The organism is Pedobacter heparinus (genome assembly GCF_032678725.1).
Taxonomy (GTDB): domain Bacteria; phylum Bacteroidota; class Bacteroidia; order Sphingobacteriales; family Sphingobacteriaceae; genus Pedobacter; species Pedobacter heparinus_A.
Genome location: NZ_JAVTSC010000012.1, coordinates 13,549 through 33,626 on the forward strand (window position 1 = coordinate 13,549; position 20,078 = coordinate 33,626).

The 20,078-nt window shown below is 42.4% G+C and carries 15 protein-coding genes; 11 read left to right on the top strand and 4 right to left on the bottom strand.

The window, feature by feature from the left end:
• Positions 1-204 precede the first annotated feature (204 nt).
• The 5 genes from R2Q85_RS17530 (at position 205) to R2Q85_RS17550 (ending at position 8,242) form a co-directional block, all read left to right on the top strand.
• Positions 205-3,549 carry a TonB-dependent receptor gene (locus R2Q85_RS17530; protein WP_316813091.1) on the top strand — a complete coding sequence of 1,115 codons (3,345 nt, stop codon included), beginning with the start codon at positions 205-207 and terminating at the stop codon, positions 3,547-3,549.
• 41 nt (positions 3,550-3,590) lie between these two features.
• Positions 3,591-5,201, top strand: a complete 1,611-nt coding sequence (locus R2Q85_RS17535) for a RagB/SusD family nutrient uptake outer membrane protein (protein WP_316813092.1) — start codon at positions 3,591-3,593, stop codon at positions 5,199-5,201.
• 583 nt (positions 5,202-5,784) lie between these two features.
• Complete coding sequence (locus tag R2Q85_RS17540; RefSeq protein ID WP_316813093.1) at positions 5,785-6,183, top strand: DUF6266 family protein; 399 nt, start codon at positions 5,785-5,787, stop codon at positions 6,181-6,183.
• Between the two features lie 39 nt (positions 6,184-6,222).
• Positions 6,223-6,546, top strand: a complete 324-nt coding sequence (locus tag R2Q85_RS17545) for a hypothetical protein (protein WP_316813094.1) — start codon at positions 6,223-6,225, stop codon at positions 6,544-6,546.
• A 583-nt stretch (positions 6,547-7,129) separates the two neighbouring features.
• Complete coding sequence (locus tag R2Q85_RS17550) at positions 7,130-8,242, top strand: D-TA family PLP-dependent enzyme (RefSeq protein WP_316813095.1); 1,113 nt, start codon at positions 7,130-7,132, stop codon at positions 8,240-8,242.
• Positions 8,243-8,254: 12 nt separating this feature from the next.
• Here R2Q85_RS17550 and R2Q85_RS17555 read toward each other — a convergent pair whose 3' ends face one another.
• The 4 genes from R2Q85_RS17555 to R2Q85_RS17570 form a co-directional block, all read right to left on the bottom strand.
• On the bottom strand, positions 8,255-8,650 hold the full coding sequence (locus R2Q85_RS17555; protein ID WP_316813096.1) for a response regulator transcription factor: 396 nt from the start codon (positions 8,648-8,650) through the stop codon (positions 8,255-8,257).
• A gap of 75 nt (positions 8,651-8,725) precedes the next feature.
• Positions 8,726-8,995, bottom strand: a complete 270-nt coding sequence (locus R2Q85_RS17560) for a hypothetical protein (protein ID WP_316813097.1) — start codon at positions 8,993-8,995, stop codon at positions 8,726-8,728.
• A gap of 88 nt (positions 8,996-9,083) precedes the next feature.
• A complete protein-coding gene (locus R2Q85_RS17565) occupies positions 9,084-9,791 on the bottom strand; it encodes a DUF2461 domain-containing protein (protein ID WP_316813098.1) in 708 nt (235 codons plus the stop codon).
• A 20-nt stretch (positions 9,792-9,811) separates the two neighbouring features.
• On the bottom strand, positions 9,812-10,309 hold the full coding sequence (locus tag R2Q85_RS17570) for a methylated-DNA--[protein]-cysteine S-methyltransferase (protein WP_316813099.1): 498 nt from the start codon (positions 10,307-10,309) through the stop codon (positions 9,812-9,814).
• Between the two features lie 168 nt (positions 10,310-10,477).
• On the opposite strand from R2Q85_RS17570, the gene R2Q85_RS17575 reads away from it, so the two are divergent.
• From R2Q85_RS17575 to R2Q85_RS17600, 6 genes are all read left to right on the top strand, one after another.
• The gene (locus R2Q85_RS17575; protein WP_316813100.1) at positions 10,478-11,074 is read left to right on the top strand and encodes a hypothetical protein; all 597 of its coding nucleotides are present in this window, start codon (positions 10,478-10,480) and stop codon (positions 11,072-11,074) included.
• A 46-nt stretch (positions 11,075-11,120) separates the two neighbouring features.
• Positions 11,121-12,071, top strand: a complete 951-nt coding sequence (locus R2Q85_RS17580) for a glycoside hydrolase family 43 protein (RefSeq protein WP_316813101.1) — start codon at positions 11,121-11,123, stop codon at positions 12,069-12,071.
• A gap of 93 nt (positions 12,072-12,164) precedes the next feature.
• Positions 12,165-15,215, top strand: a complete 3,051-nt coding sequence (locus R2Q85_RS17585) for a chondroitinase family polysaccharide lyase (protein ID WP_316813102.1) — start codon at positions 12,165-12,167, stop codon at positions 15,213-15,215.
• 14 nt (positions 15,216-15,229) lie between these two features.
• Entirely contained in the window at positions 15,230-16,654 is a 1,425-nt protein-coding gene (locus tag R2Q85_RS17590; protein ID WP_316813103.1) for a sulfatase, read from the top strand.
• A gap of 41 nt (positions 16,655-16,695) precedes the next feature.
• Positions 16,696-18,801, top strand: a complete 2,106-nt coding sequence (cslA, locus tag R2Q85_RS17595) for a chondroitinase-AC (RefSeq protein ID WP_316813104.1) — start codon at positions 16,696-16,698, stop codon at positions 18,799-18,801.
• Positions 18,802-18,860: 59 nt separating this feature from the next.
• The gene (locus tag R2Q85_RS17600) at positions 18,861-19,940 is read left to right on the top strand and encodes a glycoside hydrolase family protein (RefSeq protein WP_316813105.1); all 1,080 of its coding nucleotides are present in this window, start codon (positions 18,861-18,863) and stop codon (positions 19,938-19,940) included.
• Positions 19,941-20,078: the final 138 nt, after the last annotated feature.

Genomic DNA, 20,078 nt, shown 5'->3' on the forward strand with positions numbered 1-20,078 from the left:
AGCTTACCCGTCCGGTAAGGATAAAAATATTGACTGAAATCAAACATTAAGACCTAAACCCAACAAATCAAATTTATGAATTTAAACTTACATTTCAGCCCTGGCGGCAGTCGCCATGTGCTAAACCAATTCGTGCTGGTTATAACCCCGAAACCGAATCAACGGGAGAGGAGCCATCACACCATAAAAAAAATATTATTAGTGATGAAACTGATTGTAATTCTGCTCACTACCGCAATTATGCAGCTAAGCGCAAGTTCTTTTGCGCAGCGAATTACCTTGAATAAGGTGAATGCCCCTTTGAGCGAAATAGTGAATGAGATCAGGATCCAAAGCGGGTATGATTTTCTTTATAACAATACGGTTTTAAAAGCTTCCAACCCTGTTACCATTAGTGTCCGGGATGCAAGCATTGAGAAAGTGCTGGCCATTTGTTTTGACAACCAGCCTTTGACCTATACCATTTCCGATAATTTTATTGTGATTAAACGAGGTGGAAACCCTAAAACAACAATTGCTGCAGATATCAGGGGGAAAGTGACCGATGAGAAAGGGGCTCCGCTGCCCGGCGCATCAGTTAAAGTGAAGGGGGCAACCCAGACTACCAGCACTAACACCGATGGCGAATTTACACTTAGGAACGTTGAACCAGGGGCTGTCCTGACCATCTCATTTCTGGGCTTTGTTACACAGGACGTTGCCGTTGGTAACCGAAGCCAGGTATCGGTTGTACTAATTGAAAACAGCTCGGCATTGAATGAACTGGTAGTGGTTGGATATGGAACACAGCAAAAAATAAACCTGACAGGAGCGGTATCAACAGTTGATTCGAAAAGTATTGAAAACAGACCTGTCAGCAATCTTGCCGTTGCGCTACAGGGAACATCTCCCGGGCTTGTGGTTACCCGTACTTCCGGACAACCGGGCAATGAAAATGTCATGATACAGCTTAGAGGAGCAACATCCGCTAATGGAAATGTAAATCCCCTCCTGGTTGTAGATGGTGTTTCTGCACCTATCAGCACCTTACAATCTTTAAATCCAAACGATATTGACAACGTAACCCTTTTGAAGGATGCTGCGGCAGCGGCAATTTATGGTGCGCAGGCTGCAGGGGGTGTTATCCTGGTTACTACAAAAAAAGGCGTTGCCGGAAAGACGAAAATTGAATACGCAAATTTATTCGGGGTTGACCAGATGTTGAACGTTCCGCAAAGAATGAGCCTGCTGGATGAAGCTAACTTTAGTAATTTATCCGCCAAAAATGCAGGATTGACCCCGGCATATACAGACGCTGAATTGCAGATGATAAGAGACCGCGTAGAATATTATGTTTCGCCGAGTGACACCAATAAATACATCTATCTTAACCAGCACGACTTTGTTGACCAGACCATACGCAAGACTACGGCAATGCAAACGCATAATATATCGGCGAGCGGTGGAACTGATAAATTAAATTTTCTGGTTTCCCTGGGCGCTTATGCTAAGGATGGGGCCTTTAAAGTTGGCCCTGATAAGTATAACCGTTATAACGGAAGGATAAATCTTGGCGCAAGCCTTTCCAAATATGTATCTTTTGATACCAAGATTTCTTATACCCGGATGAATACAGAAATGCCTTCTTTAAGCGTGCCGACACTGCTTTATCAAACCTTACGCCTGCGGCAAAAATGGCCGATATTTACCCCCGAGGGCAGACTGAGTGGCGAAGGGGGAATTTCGGCAAACCAGGCCTATGCTTATCTTAAAGAAGGTGGGTACGATAACCAGTCGAACCATAATTTTGATGGTATATTTAGCCTGAAAGTAGCGGACCTGGTAAAGGGCCTGCAGTTGAGGGCCATCTATGGCGCTACATACAACCGGTCAGACCGGGATCTGTTTTCCCGCAGGGTTGAACTTTGGCAACGATATTTTCCGGTAGGCTATATTAACCAGACCAATAAGTTTGAAGTTACCCAGGGCCAGCAGCAAAACAATAACCTGCAATTTCTTGTCAACTACGCTTTTAACCTGGGGCCGAAACACCATTTTGAACTTCTGGGTGGTTACCAGTTTGAAGACAGCAGGGTATCTTCTGTTTATACTTCGTCACAGAACCTGGCGAGCAATGACCTGCCGGCTTTGGTACTGGGCGATGATGCGACCAAAACAAACAGCCAGTCGATTAATACCTATGCCTACCAATCCTATTTTGGACGTATCAACTACAATTACGAAAGTAAATATTTGTTTGAAGCAACTTTAAGAACAGATGAAAGTTCAAGGCTGGCCCCGGGTTTAAGGATTAAAACCTTTCCTTCGCTTTCAGCAGGATGGAACATACATAAAGAAAAATGGTTTCCGGCAAATTCTTTCGTTTCCTCATTAAGGATGCGGGCTTCATGGGGCCAGCTGGGCAGTGCGCTTGGAAACGTGATTGGCAACTATGATTTTATGAATATGCTTTCACGAAGCAATGCGCTGGTATTGGGAGCGTCTGAAGACCGTGCAAGGTACTTTTACCAGAATGTTGTTCCTTCGTCTTCCCTGACATGGGAAACTGTAGAAACAACCAACGGAGGTTTGGATTTCGGACTGTTTAACAATAAGCTGTCTGTAAACGCTGACTATTATGTGAAGTTTAACCGGAATATGTTAACCCCTTTGCAGCTGCCTGTTATTTTTGGGGTAGCTACCCCCCGTACCAATAATGGCGAACTGAAATCCTGGGGATGGGAAATAGAAGCTAGTTACCGGGACCAGATCGGCAGTAATTTCAGCTATTTTGCAGGCTTTAATTTATCCGACAATAAAAATAAGGTCATCAGTTATGCAGGCAGAAATGTAGTGGGTGCCGGAATAGTTAATATCCTGGAGAATTACCCCTTAGGTTCCATATGGGGTTACCAGACTGATGGCTATTACCAGTCGCAGCAAGAGGTTACCAGCGCGCCGTTTTACAATACCCGAACAGGTGTAGGCGATGTGAAGTACCTGGACCAAAACGCAGATCATACCATTAACAATGGTGGCGGGGTTTTAGAAGACCGCGGTGACCTTGTCTATCTCGGTACTGAGCAGCCCCGGTATAATTTCGGGATTAACGGTGGTTTCAACTGGAAGGGTTTTGATTTTTCAATTTTTCTTCAGGGCGTAGGATCACGTACTTTTTATGCAACGGTAAATACCATTAACCCGCAAGTGACAGCCCCGCGCCAGCCTTTAGATATCCATAAAGATTACTGGACGGAAGAAAACAGGAATGCTGCCTTTCCGCGTCCTTACAGTGGTGGCCAGCACAACTATGTCTTTTCTGATAAATGGATGCTGGATGGGAAATATATACGTTTGAAAAACATTCAACTGGGATTTTCGCTACCTGAAGGCATACTCAAAAAGGCACATGTATCCCGTGCCCGGATTTATTTTAGCGGCCAGGACCTTTTAACAGTTACCAGGCTTGGGATCTTTAGCAAGATATTCAATCCTGAATACAGTAATAATGTTGATTTTGACTATCCATTTGCAGCTACGGCCTCTGTTGGGATAAATGTAACGTTTTGATGGGCCCTGATCTGTTAGTGTTAACAATAAAAAAAATTAGTATGAAAAATATAATATATCTTCTCCTTTCGTTATGCCTGTTAAGCGCATGTAAGGTTGACCGAATTTCTGAAACCAATCTTAGTGATGGATCGTTCTGGAAGAGTGAGGATGACTTAAAAGCCGCTACCAATTATCTGTATACTTTTTTACCGGGCCTTTTTATTACCACTGACAATTGGTCTGATGATGGTTATGCAACTGCTCCAAATCCAATCAGTGATGGTTCGAGGCTGGTGCCGGCAACGACCAGCGATTTTAGTACACCCTATCAGCTGATCAGGGCTGCCTGTAATATTATAGAAAAGGCACCCCTGGCAGAAAAAGCAGGTGTTCCTGCTGCTACAGTGAATATATATGTTGCTGAGGCGCGTTTTTTCCGGGCATGGGCCTATTTTCAGCTGGTTCAGAAATTTGGAGATGTTCCGCTTATCTTATCTTCGTTAAAAGAAGATTCTCCTGAATTAATGGGACCAAGAACACCCAGGGAGCAGATTTACGATGCCATTTATGAGGACCTGAATTTTGCCATTTCAAAGCTACCGACACCAACTGCACGTGGGGCTGTAGGGTATGGACGTATTACCAATACGGCTGCTTTGGCGTTTGAGGCCAGGGCTGCGTTATTTGAAGGCACGCGTGCCAAGTTTCACCAGGATGGTAATCCGGGCAAACACCTGGGCCTGGCCGTAACCGCTGCAAAAAAAGTGATAGATGGCGGTGAGCATGGGATATTTTCAAATTATTTTGGACTTTTTCAGTATGCTGGTGAAGGCCCCCAAAATAAAGAGAACATTTTGGTGCGGCAATATGGTAAAAGCACTGCCGATGACATTTCGAGCTATAACTGCGGAACTTTAGTGAACGGGGCAACAAATGCTACAAAGGCATTGGTAGATGCCTATCTGATGAAAGATGGTTTGCCTATTGAAATCTCGCCCCGATATACCCCTCCAACAACATTTACCAAAACATTTGTTGACCGGGATGAGCGGCTGAATGCGACCATCATGAAACCAGGCGACCTCTTTCTGTATGGTGCGCCTTTCCAGAACCCTTCCTTAATTTTTCACACCACGGGATTTTGTCCACGAAAATTTGTTGATTCCCATACCGTAGGTAATGGTGTGACGTTTATCGACTATCCCATCATCCGGTATGCAGAAGTACTTTTAATTTATGCGGAAGCCCTTTATGAGCTCAACGGTTCTATTTCAGATACGGAACTCAATGAAAGCATTAACCGTTTACGCCCGCGTGCAGGCCTGCCAAATCTGAGCAATGCTTTTGTGCAGACCCATGGCCTGGATATGCGGAACGAGCTGCGCCGTGAGCGCAGGGTAGAACTTGCCATGGAGGGATTCCGGTACTGGGACCTGATCAGATGGAAAACAGCTGAAACAGAACTCAAGAAAAATGTTTTAGGAAGTTATTTCTTTGCGAGCGAACCAGGATTTGCTACCACTAAACCTAACCTGACCCCAGATAACTATATCCTGGTACAAGCTGCTGCTGCCAGAAAATTTGATGTCGGTAAAGATTATTTGTGGCCGTTGCCTTTAAACGAAATCGCTCTTAATCCGCAACTGAAACAAAATCCTGGCTGGAAGTAGGTCATTCTGCTCAAAACATTAGCGGTGGATTTCAAGTTCACCTAAGAATGCCCCGCCATGCGGGGCATTCTTTTTATCCTCGATGTTGCTGATACTAAGTTCACGTAAGATTTTACCACATTCACGTAATAAAATTGGATAGAAACCACCCTTTAGATACGTTTGTCACGGAGTTTGCCCAATTCCCATTGACAAAATAAAGTTTGGTTGTGTCCTGCTGCGGTGGGGCACTTTTTTCTTAATGTGGCAGGTTCTTTTGCTGGAAAAACTGGGTTTAATGAGAGCCTGACAATGCCCTTTGATTGGAAAGGTACTGTTGAGGATTTCAGAAATGCGGTGAACAGGATGATTGACAAGAAATGCTGATGATATCGTTGCTGACCACAGCTAAAAAGGTTGCAAACGTCAATTCACCCATTAAATTTTATAATTATGGGTTTTTAATAGGAGGCCCTTTCTATCATTTGCAAGGAAGAACGGGTAACAACGTTGGCCGCGTTGTAAAGGGAAAAAATGTTTTCTCTATACGGCCAAGCAAATCGAACAAACCACCAACAGCATTGCAGCAGATCCAGCGTGATAAATGACTGCGGTAACAACGTGGTTTAGGAGGCTTAGAGGCATCGTGAATGTAGGCTTTGCGGGCTATGATTCGGAAATGTCGGCGATGAATGCGACGATAGGTTACAACCTGAAAAACGCGGTAACGTTGGTTGCGCCGTATAAGGTGGTATATGCTGATGTGTTGTTTAGCAGAGGTTATCTGGATTTGCCGAATGCGCCGGAAGTTGAAACGGGTACAGCTGCCAAAGGCAAATTCATTTTTCTGAGAGGCGGAGCGGTAAGATCCGCATTGGGTTACAATCTACTTGTACCTGCCGATTTTTCTGGAGATCATGTACAGGTGTACCTAAGCTTTGAATCCGCTGATGGCAAATTGGTAAGTGACAGTTTGTACCTGGGCGACCACATTGTGGTGTAAAATTATAGGGCCTAAACGGCCCCTTAAAATCAAACAATAATGAAGAATTTAAGTATAAAAAAGCTGGAATGGATGCCGGTGAACAAGCATATAGAATATGTGTTGTTAGCGTTTATTGCGGTGTTGTTGTGGTTTGCCACGTCAAAAATATTCACTTTGCCTAATGGCAATTCAGAAGAAATTGCTACCAGTATTGGGCTGATGTTAATCCATCGCTTCTGGTTAAGGCTGGGCTTACCTGCCCTGGAGAATATGGTTTTGGAATTTAGAACATTGGAGTTATGGGAACAGTTAAAATTTTCTGTTGCCTTGTTTGCTTTACTTTTTTTGGGAGCAATTGGGGTAATGATCGCAATATTATAAAAGAGGAGAATGGTTATGAAAAAGTTATTGGAATCGCCGTAAAGAAATCGGGGTTAGGGAAGAAGCTGCTGAAAATAGTGGTGAGCGTGTTAGAATCTATCTTGACTACGTGGGTATCAAATCGCCTGCGCCCTGGTGCGCGGCGTTCGTGAGTTTTTGTTTCGCTGAAGCCGGGTATACCGAGCCGAGAACGGGAGCCCGGGCTTGTTCTTGAATTCGAAATTGATTAAACCAAGTTCAAGAGATGCCTCACGTTCGTTCGACATGACGGCGACTGGGCGCATAATGATAATGCAGGGTTTAGTGTACGGGATCTACTTCGCAAACTTAAAACGAAATGGGCATTGTGGGATTACTGAAAGTATTAGAAATAATTGGTGCACGGGAATCGAAGGTAACACCAATTTGGCAGGAAGCAGAGAAGGGGATGGTGTATTTAGAAGGGTGAGGCATATCCGTACAATATCCCGCTTTGCGGATTGGATACCGGAATAGTTGCACTGCTACTCTTCTTTGAACAGGCTAAAGTGATTTTGGCCTGGAAATGTTCTTTGACTTATTGGATTATTTGGTAGTTTAGGATATGATGAAGGAGAAAACTAAAGATTGGTATGAAATTGAAAATGTAGACCAGATTGACTCGCCGGCATTGATCATTTACCAGGAAAGGCTGAAGGAGAATATTGTGTCAATTGTAGATGTTGTGGGGGATGTTTCCAGGCTTAGACCGCATGTTAAAACACATAAATCTGATGAAATAACACGTATGATGATGGAAGCGGGTGTACAGAAATTTAAATGTGCTACCATTTCCGAAGCTGAAATGTTAGGTAATTGTGGTGTTAAAGACGTTTTATTGGCTTACCAACCCACGTTAATTAAAGCGCAGCGCTGGATAACGTTGATCCATCGATATAAAAAGACAGCATTCTCTTGCCTGGTAGATAATCTGGATACCGTATCGCAACTTTCAGACGCAGCAGTTAAAAATGGTATGGTTATTTCGGTATACTTAGATTTGGATGTTGGCATGCATCGTACGGGATTGCGCCCTGATGAGCTGACCGTCAATCTCTATAAAGCTATTAACAGGTTTCCCGGGATCAACCTTAAAGGCTTGCACGCATATGATGGCCACATCAATCATCCGGATATTAAAGTCCGGAAAGAATGGTGGGAAAAAGCATTCAAACCCGTGTTTGCTTTAAAGCAGATACTGATCAACCGCGGACACAAATGCCTGACGTTGATTGCAGGCGGCTCGCCTACTTTTGCTTTTTTAACTGGACAGGATAATGTAGAGTGTAGCCCGGGAACCTTCGTGTTTTGGGACCATGGGTATCTGCAATCTATTCCTGAACAAAAATTCCGGCCGGCAGCGCTGGTTATCTCCCGGATCATCTCCATGCCGGGAGATAACCTGATTTGTCTCGACCTGGGATATAAATCCATTGCTTCGGAAAAGGAACTTAACAACAGGGTGTTCTTTTTAAATGCACCTCAGCTGAAAATGATTGGTCATAGTGAAGAACATCTGGTCGCTGAGGTTCCTGAAGGACATCACTGGAAAATCGGTGACGTATTATACGGCTTACCATTTCATATATGTCCTACCGTGGCTTTGTATGAAAATGCTGTTTTAATACGGGATAAGAAGATGATCAGTACATTAAAGATTACGGCAAGAAACAGATAGCGCCAATTGGGATCAGGCGGCGGGCAAATGCGTTTTGATCTTGTCCAGTAAAAATTGAAGGTCAAATGGTTTGGGGATAAATTCTTCTGCTTCGCAGGCTTCAATGCTTGGTTTATCAGCATTGGCCGACATGATCAGGACGGGTATGTTCGCAGAGCGGAAATCTTTTTTTATTTCGTCGCAGAGTTCAATACCGTTGCCGTCGGGAAGCATGACATCTATCAGGAACAAATCTGGAATGCTGCTTCTAAATGCATTGCTGAATGCCATGACTGTGGGAAACAGCTTCACACTGAAACCTTCCTCGTTCAGAAAATAATCGAGGATAAACCCAATGTCTTCATTGTCCTCTATGATAAATATGTTGGGCTTGTCCCGGAGTTTATGACTGTCAATTGGTGCTTTCATAACATTAGGCAGATGATTCACTCGTATAACCTTTTTAAATGAGAATGGTTTTACGATTGTGGATAATCTGGCAAATCAGTTATAGAAAACGGCTTTAAATGCATTTCTGCAATCTTTACCTATTTCAAGTGGCAAGCCCTCTTTCAGGTAAAGTTGAATTTCTCCTTCGGCATTATAAAAATAACGATAGTAATTATTGAGTTTATCAGGACCGTCAGAAAATTTACTGACCCGGCTATTAAACCATCTGGAATATTTATTATCAATTTCCTGTATCTTTTCTTCAAAAGCCAGTTTCTTTTTATCGGTATTCCCGATCTGCACGTCGTTTGTGATTTTGTCCATGTTGTGAATAAGGCACAAGGTACGCATTAAATAATGGGGATAGCCATAAGTCAACTTTTATGGGTGGTTTGTGACAGCTAAATGTTTATCATCCATTATTTTGCATGCCATTGTGGTCTGTAGTCAGTATTTCAGTCATGTAATCGAAAAATGGGCGCATGGCCTGAAAAGTAAGGCTGGCCTCCGCTAAAAAATGTCCGCTTAAAACTTCTTCATCTGTAAACGGCCTGCGTAGCAAAAATTGTTTATAGCGCAGCAGGTCAATGGCTTCATGGTCCGGATCGAAACCTTTTGGGGCAGTTTTCAATTGCTCGCCTCTTAATTTTTCAAACATAGCCACAAATGATTTGCTGTTTAAAGTTTTTCTGAGCGGGCTGGCATCAAAAGCGATATCCTCCCTGATCAGTTTAAGGTCTGCGGGTACAGGCCCCCAGAACCCACCAGCTATAAAACTGTTTCCTGGTTCTATCTGAAAGTAATAGCCGCCTCTGCGGAATTTGCCGGCACGTTTAAAACTACCACTCCAATGCGTTTTATAGGGAGTTTTATCATTCGAGAACCGGGTGTCCCGATAAATGCGGTACAGGCTTTTTTTTCCGGAAGGTGTTTCTATGACATCGTGAACGGAAAGTTTTTCGAGTAATGATTCGGCGAAGCCTTCGATCAGTGCCTGCTCTTTCTGAAAGGAAAGCTTATGGGCATTGAACCAGTCCCTGTTGTTGTTTGCTTTTAAGGTGTTCAGGAAGTTGAAGGTACTTTGCTGTATTCCTGTTTGTAGTATTTTCGAATCTGGCATATTTAGGTATTCTTTTATCCTTACCAAAGGGTCGGGTTTTTCCTCGAATCTTCAATCTGAAGTAAGCGGGCTTTGTTTTCAAGACCGCCAGCAAATCCGGTTAACTTGCCAGAGGCACCGATCACACGATGGCAGGGTGCAATAATGGAAATTGGATTTTTACCATTGGCAGCCCCAACGGCACGTACAGCTTTTACATCACCAATTTGTTTGGCAATCTGCCCGTAGGTGCGGGTTTCGCCAAAGGGAATGGTCAGTAGGGCATGCCATACTTTTTTCTGAAAGTCTGTTCCTGCAAAATCCATTTCAAGCGTAAAGGTGGTCCTCTTTTTTTCAAAGTATTCCAGGAGCTGTTTTTCAGCTTCCAATAAGAAGGTGTTGTCCCTGCTTTCTATGGTTTCGCTTATAGGAACTCTTTTTGGATCATCATTTTCCCAAAGCACTGCTGCAAGCCCTTTGTCGCTGGCTATTAGTTTTAGTTCTCCAACCGGAGATTTCATCATTTTGTGGTAATACATGTATCCATAGCTTATCCAATGCAAGCTAGGCAAATATTTAATGATTTCTGTCTTGCTAATTTCCTATTTCATCGGGTAGAATTGCCTTTCTGCCTATTCTTCATTCCAGGGCCTGTTGCACCGCTCTATTTTTGGCCCCCAGGAATTATTAAACATACAAAGCATCCTATGACGAACATTTTCACAACAATCACAACTGCAATCGCGCTTTTAGCCGGTGCCTCGACTGGCTTTGCTCAATCTTCAGTACTGAAAGATCCGGTAAGCTATACTTTAAAAAACGGCATGACCCTTATCGTTGCCGAAAACCAGGCTGCACCTGGAGTATATGCCAACCTGAGTTTTGAGGCCGCAAATAAATACCAGGAAGAGAAAGCCACCGTACAGGAAGTAACCACAACCTTGTTAAACCAGCAGCTAACCGCCCTTGATGCCGGACTGAGTTATACCGGGAAAGGCGTTAACCTTGCTGCGAATAGTGCCGATTTAGAATCTGCACTGCAAACTATGTATACTTATATCAATGCGCCAGAATTTACACAAGCTGCTTTAGAAAAAGCGAAAGCTGAAGTATTGGCCCACCTTACTGCACAGGATAAGTATTTTCCCGAGGTGGTAAATGTGTCCAGTCTGCATAAATTGAGTCTTGCCGATGTAACTGCTTATTATGCTGAACTGAATGACCCAACCCAGATTTGTTTAACCATTGTGGGGAACATCAATCCTGCAGCGGCTAAAAGTAAAAACAGGCCTATTTTCTTCTAACGATTTTCTTATCTTGGCCTGATACGAATACGTTATTGGAAAAGAGATGAAATATTTTTTGTATATCGCATGCTTGCTGTCAGCTTTTAATGTCTTTTCTCAAGAGCGTGTCACATCTGGTGTTGAGCTGGCAGATCCTACAATTTTACAGCATAAAGGAGCCTATTATTTATATGGAACGGGAAAAAGCAATGGTTTTTTAGTTTTTACTTCATCAGATCTGAAATCATGGAGAGGACCGGCAGGAATAAAGGATGGATATGCGTTGTTTAAAAATGATGCATTTGGGTCGAGAGGGTTCTGGGCTCCTCATGTTTTTTTCCATAGCAACAGGTTTTATATGGCTTATACAGCTGATGAAAATATCGCAATCGCAGAGAGTAAAAGTCCGCTTGGTCCGTTCAAGCAACAGCTTATAAAGCCCATTTCAGGGAAAGTAAAGCAAATTGACCCTTTTGTATTTATTGATGGGGGTAAAAAATACTTATATCATGTCCGGGTACAAGAGGGCAACAGGATATTTGTAGCGGAAATGAAAGATGATTTCTCGGATATAAAACCGGAAACATTAAAGGAATGCATCAGGGCTACAGAACCATGGGAGAATACAGCTAATTCCAGCTGGGCGGTCACTGAAGGGCCCACTGTAATTAAACATAAGCGTAATTATTATCTTTTTTATTCAGCAAATGACTTTCGTAATGTTGATTATGCGGTAGGATATGCTGTTGCACCAAGTCCTTATGGCCCCTGGAAAAAATCAGGTGGAAATCCGATAATCAGCAAGTACCATACAGGAAAAAATGGTTCCGGCCATGGTGACCTCATTAAGAACAGCCGGGGCGATTGGTATTATGTGCTGCATGTTCATGGCAGTAAGGCTGGTTTTTCAAGAGTTTCGGGTTTGGTAAAAATAAAATTTGTGGATAATGGTTCGGAACCGGATAAAGTAATTATGGAACCCGGCAGCTTTTTTTATCTCGAAAAGGCAAACTAATCCCCCATATTTGATCGGATTACCCCCCTCCAATCTGTAGATTAAATGCAATATTTGAAGCTTGTATTGTCAAGGATCAAAATAAGACCAAATATGAGCCGTTTACTTTACCTTATTTTATTAGTCTGCTGGGAAGCTGCAAGCTGCTATGCACAAATGCAAACTGACATTTGCGAGCGTACAGTCCCAGAAGGCTGGCGCTCCATTAATGGAAAACTTAGTCTTACCAATACTCATTTTAAAATAGGCAGGCAAGCCATAAAGTGGGACTGGACAGCCGGCAATAAAAGTATAATTAAAGTAGAGAATGACGCTTTTAAGGCAGTTGAGGAAAATCCACGCAGCACATTTGTGGTTTGGATATATAATGAAGTTCCCCTCAACGATAAATTGGTGTTTACATTTGGCGATGCGGGCCAAGCTTCCTGCAGCTTTGAATTTAACTTAAATTTTAAAGGGTGGAGAACAGCATGGGTGATGTACCATCGGGATATGGCAGGCAAACCTACAGCTGCAATGAACACCATGTATGTACAAGCCCCTTCATCAGTTAAGCAGGGGACGCTCTTTCTGGATCAGCTGATGTATAATGTGACCATCAATCCGCGTTCGCCAATGCGCGATGAACAAATGCCTTTTATTAATCGGGAAGCAGATAAAGCAGCCAATGCCCATTGGAATTCACTATATGCCTTTAGCCGGACACCACATTTCCTTGAACTTCCTTCAAAACTCAATAAAAGAGATCTGGCCGATATGGCGAAGGTTAACAGGCGTTACCAGGAAATTATTGCTCCCTCAAAAAAGGAGCTAACAGCGGATAAATTAAAAGATATTGAAAACGAATTTGCCTGGTGGAATATCAGTAGAGCTGCAAATAATATTACAGGCAGAGCCGTTTATTCAACAAATGATATAGAACTCGTGTCTTTGACCCCACCTGAGGATGTGAAAGAGCTGAATCGCTTGTGGGGCGTAAAACGCTATACCCAATTGATGTTACAGGTGGCTCAAGCTTACCGTTCTTCATCAGATCAGGCTGCAAAATTAAAGCTGGAGACCATGTATTTAGATCTGCTGGATCATTTTGAAGATCAGGGATGGACATATGGAAGTGGTATGGGGGCATTGCACCATCATGGGTATAACCTGCAAGGTTATTATACCTCGTGTTTGCTGATGAAAGAAAGCATTAAAAAGCAAGGCCGGCTGGAGCAGACCTTTAAAAGTATGGCCTGGCTTAGCGGCCTAGGCAGAACTCTTCAATTGCCAGATCAACTACCTTCATCTAATATTGATGTATTCAATACCCTGCTGGGAAGCATGCTTTCTGCGGTGCTGATTATGGGCGATACGCCCGAAAAGCTCCGTTATCTTCAGAGCTACTCAAGATGGTTGTCTAAAAATATAGCTTCTGATCATACCATAGAGGGAGCTTTTAAACCAGACGGTGCGGTATTTCACCATGCCAATCTTTACCCGGCTTACGGTATTGGAGGATTTACAGGTGTAGCCCCAATTTTATATGCGCTTAGTGGTACAGGATTAAGGGTTGAAAAGGAATCACATGAAAGCTTCAGGAATAGTCTGATGATGATGTATCGATATACTAATCCTTATAAGTGGCCTATCAGTATCTCCGGACGCCACCCTACAGGAACCTGGCGCATAGCCGATAGCCCATTTGCTTATATGGCAATGGCAGGTACACCAGATGGGCTTTCAAAAATAGATACTGCAATGGCTGGCATCTATCTAAAGCTAAATGATAATAAAAAGAATAAGTGGGTAACCACGTTTAGAGGCATGCAGATTGAACCTGCAGGATATGCCACCGGGCATTGGAACTTGAATTATGGATTGTTTGATATCCACCGTCGTCAGGATTGGTTGCTAACTGTACGTGGACATAATCGCTATTTTATCAGTAACGAGTCCTATCCCGGCGCAAATATGTATGGAAGATACTTGGCTTACGGACATCTTGAAGTGCTTTTTCCTGAGACAAAAACAGATAATGGCAGTAATTTTAAAGATGAAGGATGGGACTGGAACAATATTCCGGGCACTACAACGCTTCACCAGCCTTTAGATAAGTTAAGGGCGAACATCATTAATCCGGATGACTTTAGTGGCATTGAAGAAATGCTGATCTCTGATGAGCGCTTTGCAGGTGGAACAACATTAGGTAAGCAAGGGCTGTTTGCGATGAAAATACACGGACATGATAAGTATGATATGGGAAGCTTTAAAGCAACAAAATCATGGTTTATGTTCGATAGCCTGATCATATGCCTTGGTTCAGGTATCAATAATACCATAAATGGATATCCAACAGAAACTACCCTTTTTCAAAATTACCTTAAAACGCCTGCAGATGGATTGAATGTTAATGGGCGAGCTGTACATCAATTCCCATATACATCGAATGGAATGGCTGGAAAGTCAATGTCAGTTGTAGATAACCGCAATATCGGGTATTATATTCCTGACGGAAACAAGGTCTTGCTTACCAAATCAACACAAACTTCTCGTGATCAGAAAGACCTAAAGCATACAACAGGTAACTTTGCTAAATTGATATTTGAACATGGTAAAGCGCCGGTAAATGAGGGTTATGAATACGCTATGCTGATAAAAACGGACCAGAACGGTATGGAACGCATTGCTGCGGAAATGAAAAGCAAAACCCCATTGTATAAAGTTTTACAGAAAGATAGTGTAGCACATGTGGTACGTTATGGTGCAGATCAGATTACTGCACTCGCAGTTTTTGGCAGCCATGTTAAATCTGCAGATTCTTTACTGCTGGATAACGACAGACCATGTTTATTGATGTATAAAAAGGAAAAAGAAATGCTGAAACTATCTGTTACGGACCCCGATCTTGCCTTTTATGAAGGACCGGATGATAGTCCGTTAACAGCAGATGGTAAAAGGAAAGAAGTGAGTATTTATTCGCGCAATTGGTATAGGTCGCCCGCAAAACCCTCAGTTGTAAAACTATTGATAAAAGGGAATTGGAAGCTGAAAAATGAAAGTGAAGGTATAAATAGAACATTACAATCAGGCGGCAATACGCTGATTAGCATACCTTGTGTAGATGGATTAACGTCTAAAATTGAATTGGTTAAACAAAAATAAAAGAAGTCTATAAAATGAAGAAATTGATCATTGCTGTACTGCTCACTGCTCATTTTGCGGACCCGCTTTTTGCGCAGCATAAAGTTTCAGATAAACCCAATGTAATTGTTATCGTTAGTGATGATGCAGGGTACATCGATTTTGGTTGTTATGGGGGCAAACAAATCCCTACACCTAACATTGATGCCATTGCAAAGGAGGGTGTACGTTTTACAGATGCATATGTATCCGCATCGGTATGTGCACCTTCACGTGCCGGACTGCTGACCGGACGCTATCAACAACGTTTTGGATTTGAGCATAATACTTCCCATCTGGTTGCGCCAGGGTATAAATTAACCGATGTAGGTATGGATCCATCCGAACAAACCATCGGTAATGAAATGCAGGCCAATGGCTATAAAACAATTGCAATAGGCAAGTGGCATCAGGGGGAAGAAAAAAAACACTTCCCGTTAAACCGGGGATTTGATGAGTTTTATGGCTTTGTTGGGGGGCACAGAGATTTCTTTGCTTATAAGAATAAGCCTTCCAATGAGTTTGCATTGTATAATAATAATGAAATTGTTCCGGAAAGTAAGGTAACTTATCTGACCGATATGTTAACAGATAAAGCAACAGACTTTATCAGGGAGAACAATAAAAAGCCATTCTTTATGTACCTTTCTTACAATGCCGTACATACACCAATGAATGCAAAAAAAGATTTGATGGACCGTTACGCCAATATTTCGGATACCGGTCGTCGGGCTTATGCCGCAATGATGACCTCACTTGACGATGGAGTGGGTAAGGTGATGGCCGCATTAAAAGAAAATCAGCTGGATAAAAATACACTGGTCATCTTTATCAATGACAATGGTGGGGCGACCACAAATTCTTCAGACAACGGGCCGCTGCGCGGTATGAAAGGTTCTAAATGGGAAGGTGGAATCCGCGTGGCCATGATGATGAAATGGCCGGGGCATATTGCCGGGAATAAAACCTATAGCCTTCTGGTAAGTGCGCTTGACATATTGCCAACAGCAATTGCCGCTGGCAATGGCCGGCAAAAAGGTACCAGGCAACTTGATGGTGTAAACCTGCTGCCTTATTTAAGCAGCCCTGGCAGGAATGCCCCGCATGAAGCCCTTTACTGGCGCAGAGGTGTGGCTGCGGCAATGAGGCAGAATAATTGGAAGCTGATACATGTAAAAGGGCGTTTGGAAAATAAAGCGGTAAATAATGTACTGTTATTCGATCTCAGTAAAGATATTTCTGAAACCAAGAACCTGGCCCTGAAATATCCCGGACAGGTGAATATGATGCTCAGTAAACTTGCAGAATGGGAAAAAGGGCTAGATAAGCCGCACTGGGAAAGTTCCTATGGAGGCAAAAACCAGATCATGAAGCACCGTATGGAAACAATAGGACGTGAAATGGAAAGAATGTATCCATAAAAGCAATGTACGCTAAAACACAAGTAATAAATAAACCAACAATGAAGAAGCTAATCTTAATTTATATCCTGTTACACTCAGTTTCAGCTTACCAGCCAGTTTTTGCGCAACAGTCAAATACCAATGAGGTAATTATGGATAGGATATTGGCCGATCTTAAGTCGCCACTGCGGTTTATAGACCGAGCCGCAGAAAAGAGTTTCGTAGCGTTGCAGGATGATGGCAGCTGGAAAGATATTGATTATACTGCCAGGACAATTGCAAAATGGCAGCCAGGAGATCATTTGCTAAGAGTGCAGCAATTGATACAGGCATACATTGAAAAGAAAAGCCGCTACTATGGCGATGAAAAAATGTTCGCAGGTATTACCAGGGCATTAGACTTCTGGTATAGTGCAGATCCTAAAAGCAGCAACTGGTGGCATAATGAAATTGCCACGCCTCAGGCTTTAGGAGAACTACTCATTATGATGCGCTATGGGGCCAGAAAATTAGACTTAGCTCTTCAGGCCAAATTAATAGAAAGAATGAAACGCGGCGATGTTGAAGCTAAGGCTGGTGCCAATAAAACAGACATCGCTTTGCACTATTTCTATCGTGCACTATTAACCAACAATAAGCCCTTGCTGGACAAATCTGTGGAGGAACTATTTTATCCCGTACAGCTTGTTTATCAGAAAGAGGGAGTACAGTATGACTATGCGTATTTGCAGCATGGTCCACAACTACAGATTTCAAGCTACGGGGCAGTATTTATAACGGGGGTATTAAAACTTATTAATTATGTAAGAGACACTGCTTACGCGATGAGCGACCAAAAACTGGAGGTATTTTCAAAATACTACAGAGATAGCTATCTAAAAGCAATCAGAGGTTGCTATATGGATTTTAATGTAGAGGGGCGTGGGATAAGCAGACCGGATATTTTAAGAAAATATGGAGAGAAAAGTCGTTTGGAAATTGCAAAGATGATTGATCACGGGCATGCAGATGAATGGAATGGAGCAATAGCGAGAACAGATAGCAGGCAGGCTCCGGATTATAAAATTTTACCCTACCATAAGCAATATTGGACTGGCGATTATACACTTCATTTACGTCCTTCTTATTCTTTTAATGTACGTATGGTAAGTACACGAACTAAAAGAAGTGAGGCTGGTAACAAAGAAAACTTGCTGGGAAGATACCTTTCTGACGGTGCGACAAACATACAGCTGCGCGGTCCGGAATATTATAACATTATGCCGGTATGGGAATGGGATAAAATTCCTGGTGTAACCAGCAGAGATTATGCAATCGATAGACCCTTGACTCAATTTTGGGGGGAAGACGGGCAAAACACTTTTTCGGGTGGGGTATCAGATGGTTTGTATGGAGCCAGTGCCTATGCTTTAAATTATGATAGTCTGGAAGCAAAGAAATCATGGTTCTTTTTTGACAATGAAATTGTATGTCTTGGCGCAGGAATTAAAAGCAATGCTGCTCAAAATATTACAACTACGGTTAATCAAAGCTGGTTAAATGGAACGGTATGGAATGCTGTAAATGAAACTCCGGTTGGAAAAGGGAAAACATTTGAAATTAATGAAAAAGGGCAGACCTGGGTTTTACATGATGGTGTAGGCTATTATTTTCCGCAAGGGGGGAACATCAGTCTGAGTACGCAGATGCAGAAAGGAAACTGGTACCAGATTAATAATTCATATTTAAAAGATGAAGTTACAGGCGGTGTATTTAAGTTGTGGATTAATCACGGAGCTAAACCAGCAGCAGAAAAATATGTCTACATCGTCTTACCGGGAATAGAAACTACTTCAGAGATCAGAAAGTATAATCCGGCAGACCTACAGATTCTTGCAAATACAGCAAACCTGCAAGCCGCTTATCACCAAACGTTAAACATGCTACAGGCCGTTTTTTATAAGCGAGGAACAGTGGTTTTACCAACTATGGAAGTTAGAACAGATAAGGCATGTGTGTTAATGGTCAGAAACATTAAAGGAAAAACTGTGGTTTCTGTGGCAGATCCACTGCAGATAGAGAAAACAATAACCATATTTATTAAAGATAGAAAAACTGGTAAAGAGGTTCCATTTGTCTTTAACCTGCCGCAAAATGAATTCGCAGGTTCAACCATTAGTTTATGATGAGAAAGGTATGTATTAAAATCACGATGCTTCTTCTTGGCCTGATAACATACTTGCCGGTGAAAAGCCAAAAAATTGAAAATCTGGAAGAACTGAAGAAAAATTCCAGGAACGAGATATTCGGAAATTTGGGAAAGGCATTCAGAACTCCCTCTGTTGCGATGGAAAATTATTGGGTCTGGGGTAGCTCAATTGTTAAGGATAAAGTTGGTAAATATCATATCTATGCCTCCCGTTTTCCGAAAACATTGCCTTTCCATCCGGGCTGGATGGTGGCATCAGAAATTATACACGGAACAGCTGATGTGCCACAAGGTCCATATACCTTTTCAGACGTTGCACTCCCTGCACGGGGGGCACAATATTGGGACGGGCGCTCTACACATAATCCTCGTATACTATTTTTCAAGGACAAATATTATCTGATTTACATGGGTTCTACACATCCTTTTGAAGAACCTAAGTACGGTCAGTTAACACTAGATAGTAAATGGTGCATAGTCGCCAGATCTAATAAAAGAATAGGATTGGCAGTTTCTGATACCCCTTATGGACCTTGGAAGAGGTTAGATGAGCCTATTTTGAAAACTAAACCAAATACTTTCTATAGTTTCCTTACTTCAAATCCTTCACCAATGCTGCAGGAAGACGGATCGGTAATGATGATTTTTAAAGGACGTGCACATACAATGGACGGAAAGTATTCCAATATGGCGCTGGGAATGGCTTATGCCCCCAATATAAATGGGCCTTATCGTGTTTTGAATGATGATAAACCAATTTTTAATGTTGAAGAACAAGGCGAGGCCGAAGATCCTTTCCTATGGAAAAATAGTGGAGGATATCATGCTATTTTCAAAGATCACGTGGCAAAATTTACGGGAGAACGTGGGGGTGGAGTAATGGCGCATTCCAAAGATGGCATCGAGTGGGTAATGGATAAAGATCCGAAAGCATATTCTAAAACTGTAGCCTACGAGGATGGGAAGATTGAATTACAAGGACAGTTGGAAAGGCCCTTTATCTTTTTTGAAAATGGAAAACCAGCATACCTGTTTTTTGCGACAATGGATGGGCCTGGTGGATTTGAAAATGCCACTAAATCCTGGAACATGGTGATCCCGTTTAAAAAACAATAACGAATATATACCTAATGGCATTAAACAAACCGATGTAGCAATGCCAGGGCAAGCGTATTGTGGTAAGCCAGTTACCGTCACCACGGAAAAGTAAGCCCCGGGTAGTAAAGTATGTCCGATAAATTTTTTTTGATTATT

What these genes read in the sequence shown, in the direction of transcription:
- R2Q85_RS17530 (WP_316813091.1), top strand. Translation starts at nt 205, where the DNA reads ATGAAACTGATTGTAATTCTGCTCACTACCGCAATTATGCAGCTAAGC.
- R2Q85_RS17535 (WP_316813092.1), top strand. Translation starts at nt 3,591, where the DNA reads ATGAAAAATATAATATATCTTCTCCTTTCGTTATGCCTGTTAAGCGCA.
- R2Q85_RS17540 (WP_316813093.1), top strand. Translation starts at nt 5,785, where the DNA reads ATGACTGCGGTAACAACGTGGTTTAGGAGGCTTAGAGGCATCGTGAAT.
- R2Q85_RS17545 (WP_316813094.1), top strand. Translation starts at nt 6,223, where the DNA reads ATGAAGAATTTAAGTATAAAAAAGCTGGAATGGATGCCGGTGAACAAG.
- R2Q85_RS17550 (WP_316813095.1), top strand. Translation starts at nt 7,130, where the DNA reads ATGATGAAGGAGAAAACTAAAGATTGGTATGAAATTGAAAATGTAGAC.
- R2Q85_RS17555 (WP_316813096.1), bottom strand. Translation starts at nt 8,650, where the DNA reads ATGAAAGCACCAATTGACAGTCATAAACTCCGGGACAAGCCCAACATA.
- R2Q85_RS17560 (WP_316813097.1), bottom strand. Translation starts at nt 8,995, where the DNA reads ATGGACAAAATCACAAACGACGTGCAGATCGGGAATACCGATAAAAAG.
- R2Q85_RS17565 (WP_316813098.1), bottom strand. Translation starts at nt 9,791, where the DNA reads ATGCCAGATTCGAAAATACTACAAACAGGAATACAGCAAAGTACCTTC.
- R2Q85_RS17570 (WP_316813099.1), bottom strand. Translation starts at nt 10,309, where the DNA reads ATGTATTACCACAAAATGATGAAATCTCCGGTTGGAGAACTAAAACTA.
- R2Q85_RS17575 (WP_316813100.1), top strand. Translation starts at nt 10,478, where the DNA reads ATGACGAACATTTTCACAACAATCACAACTGCAATCGCGCTTTTAGCC.
- R2Q85_RS17580 (WP_316813101.1), top strand. Translation starts at nt 11,121, where the DNA reads ATGAAATATTTTTTGTATATCGCATGCTTGCTGTCAGCTTTTAATGTC.
- R2Q85_RS17585 (WP_316813102.1), top strand. Translation starts at nt 12,165, where the DNA reads ATGAGCCGTTTACTTTACCTTATTTTATTAGTCTGCTGGGAAGCTGCA.
- R2Q85_RS17590 (WP_316813103.1), top strand. Translation starts at nt 15,230, where the DNA reads ATGAAGAAATTGATCATTGCTGTACTGCTCACTGCTCATTTTGCGGAC.
- cslA (WP_316813104.1), top strand. Translation starts at nt 16,696, where the DNA reads ATGAAGAAGCTAATCTTAATTTATATCCTGTTACACTCAGTTTCAGCT.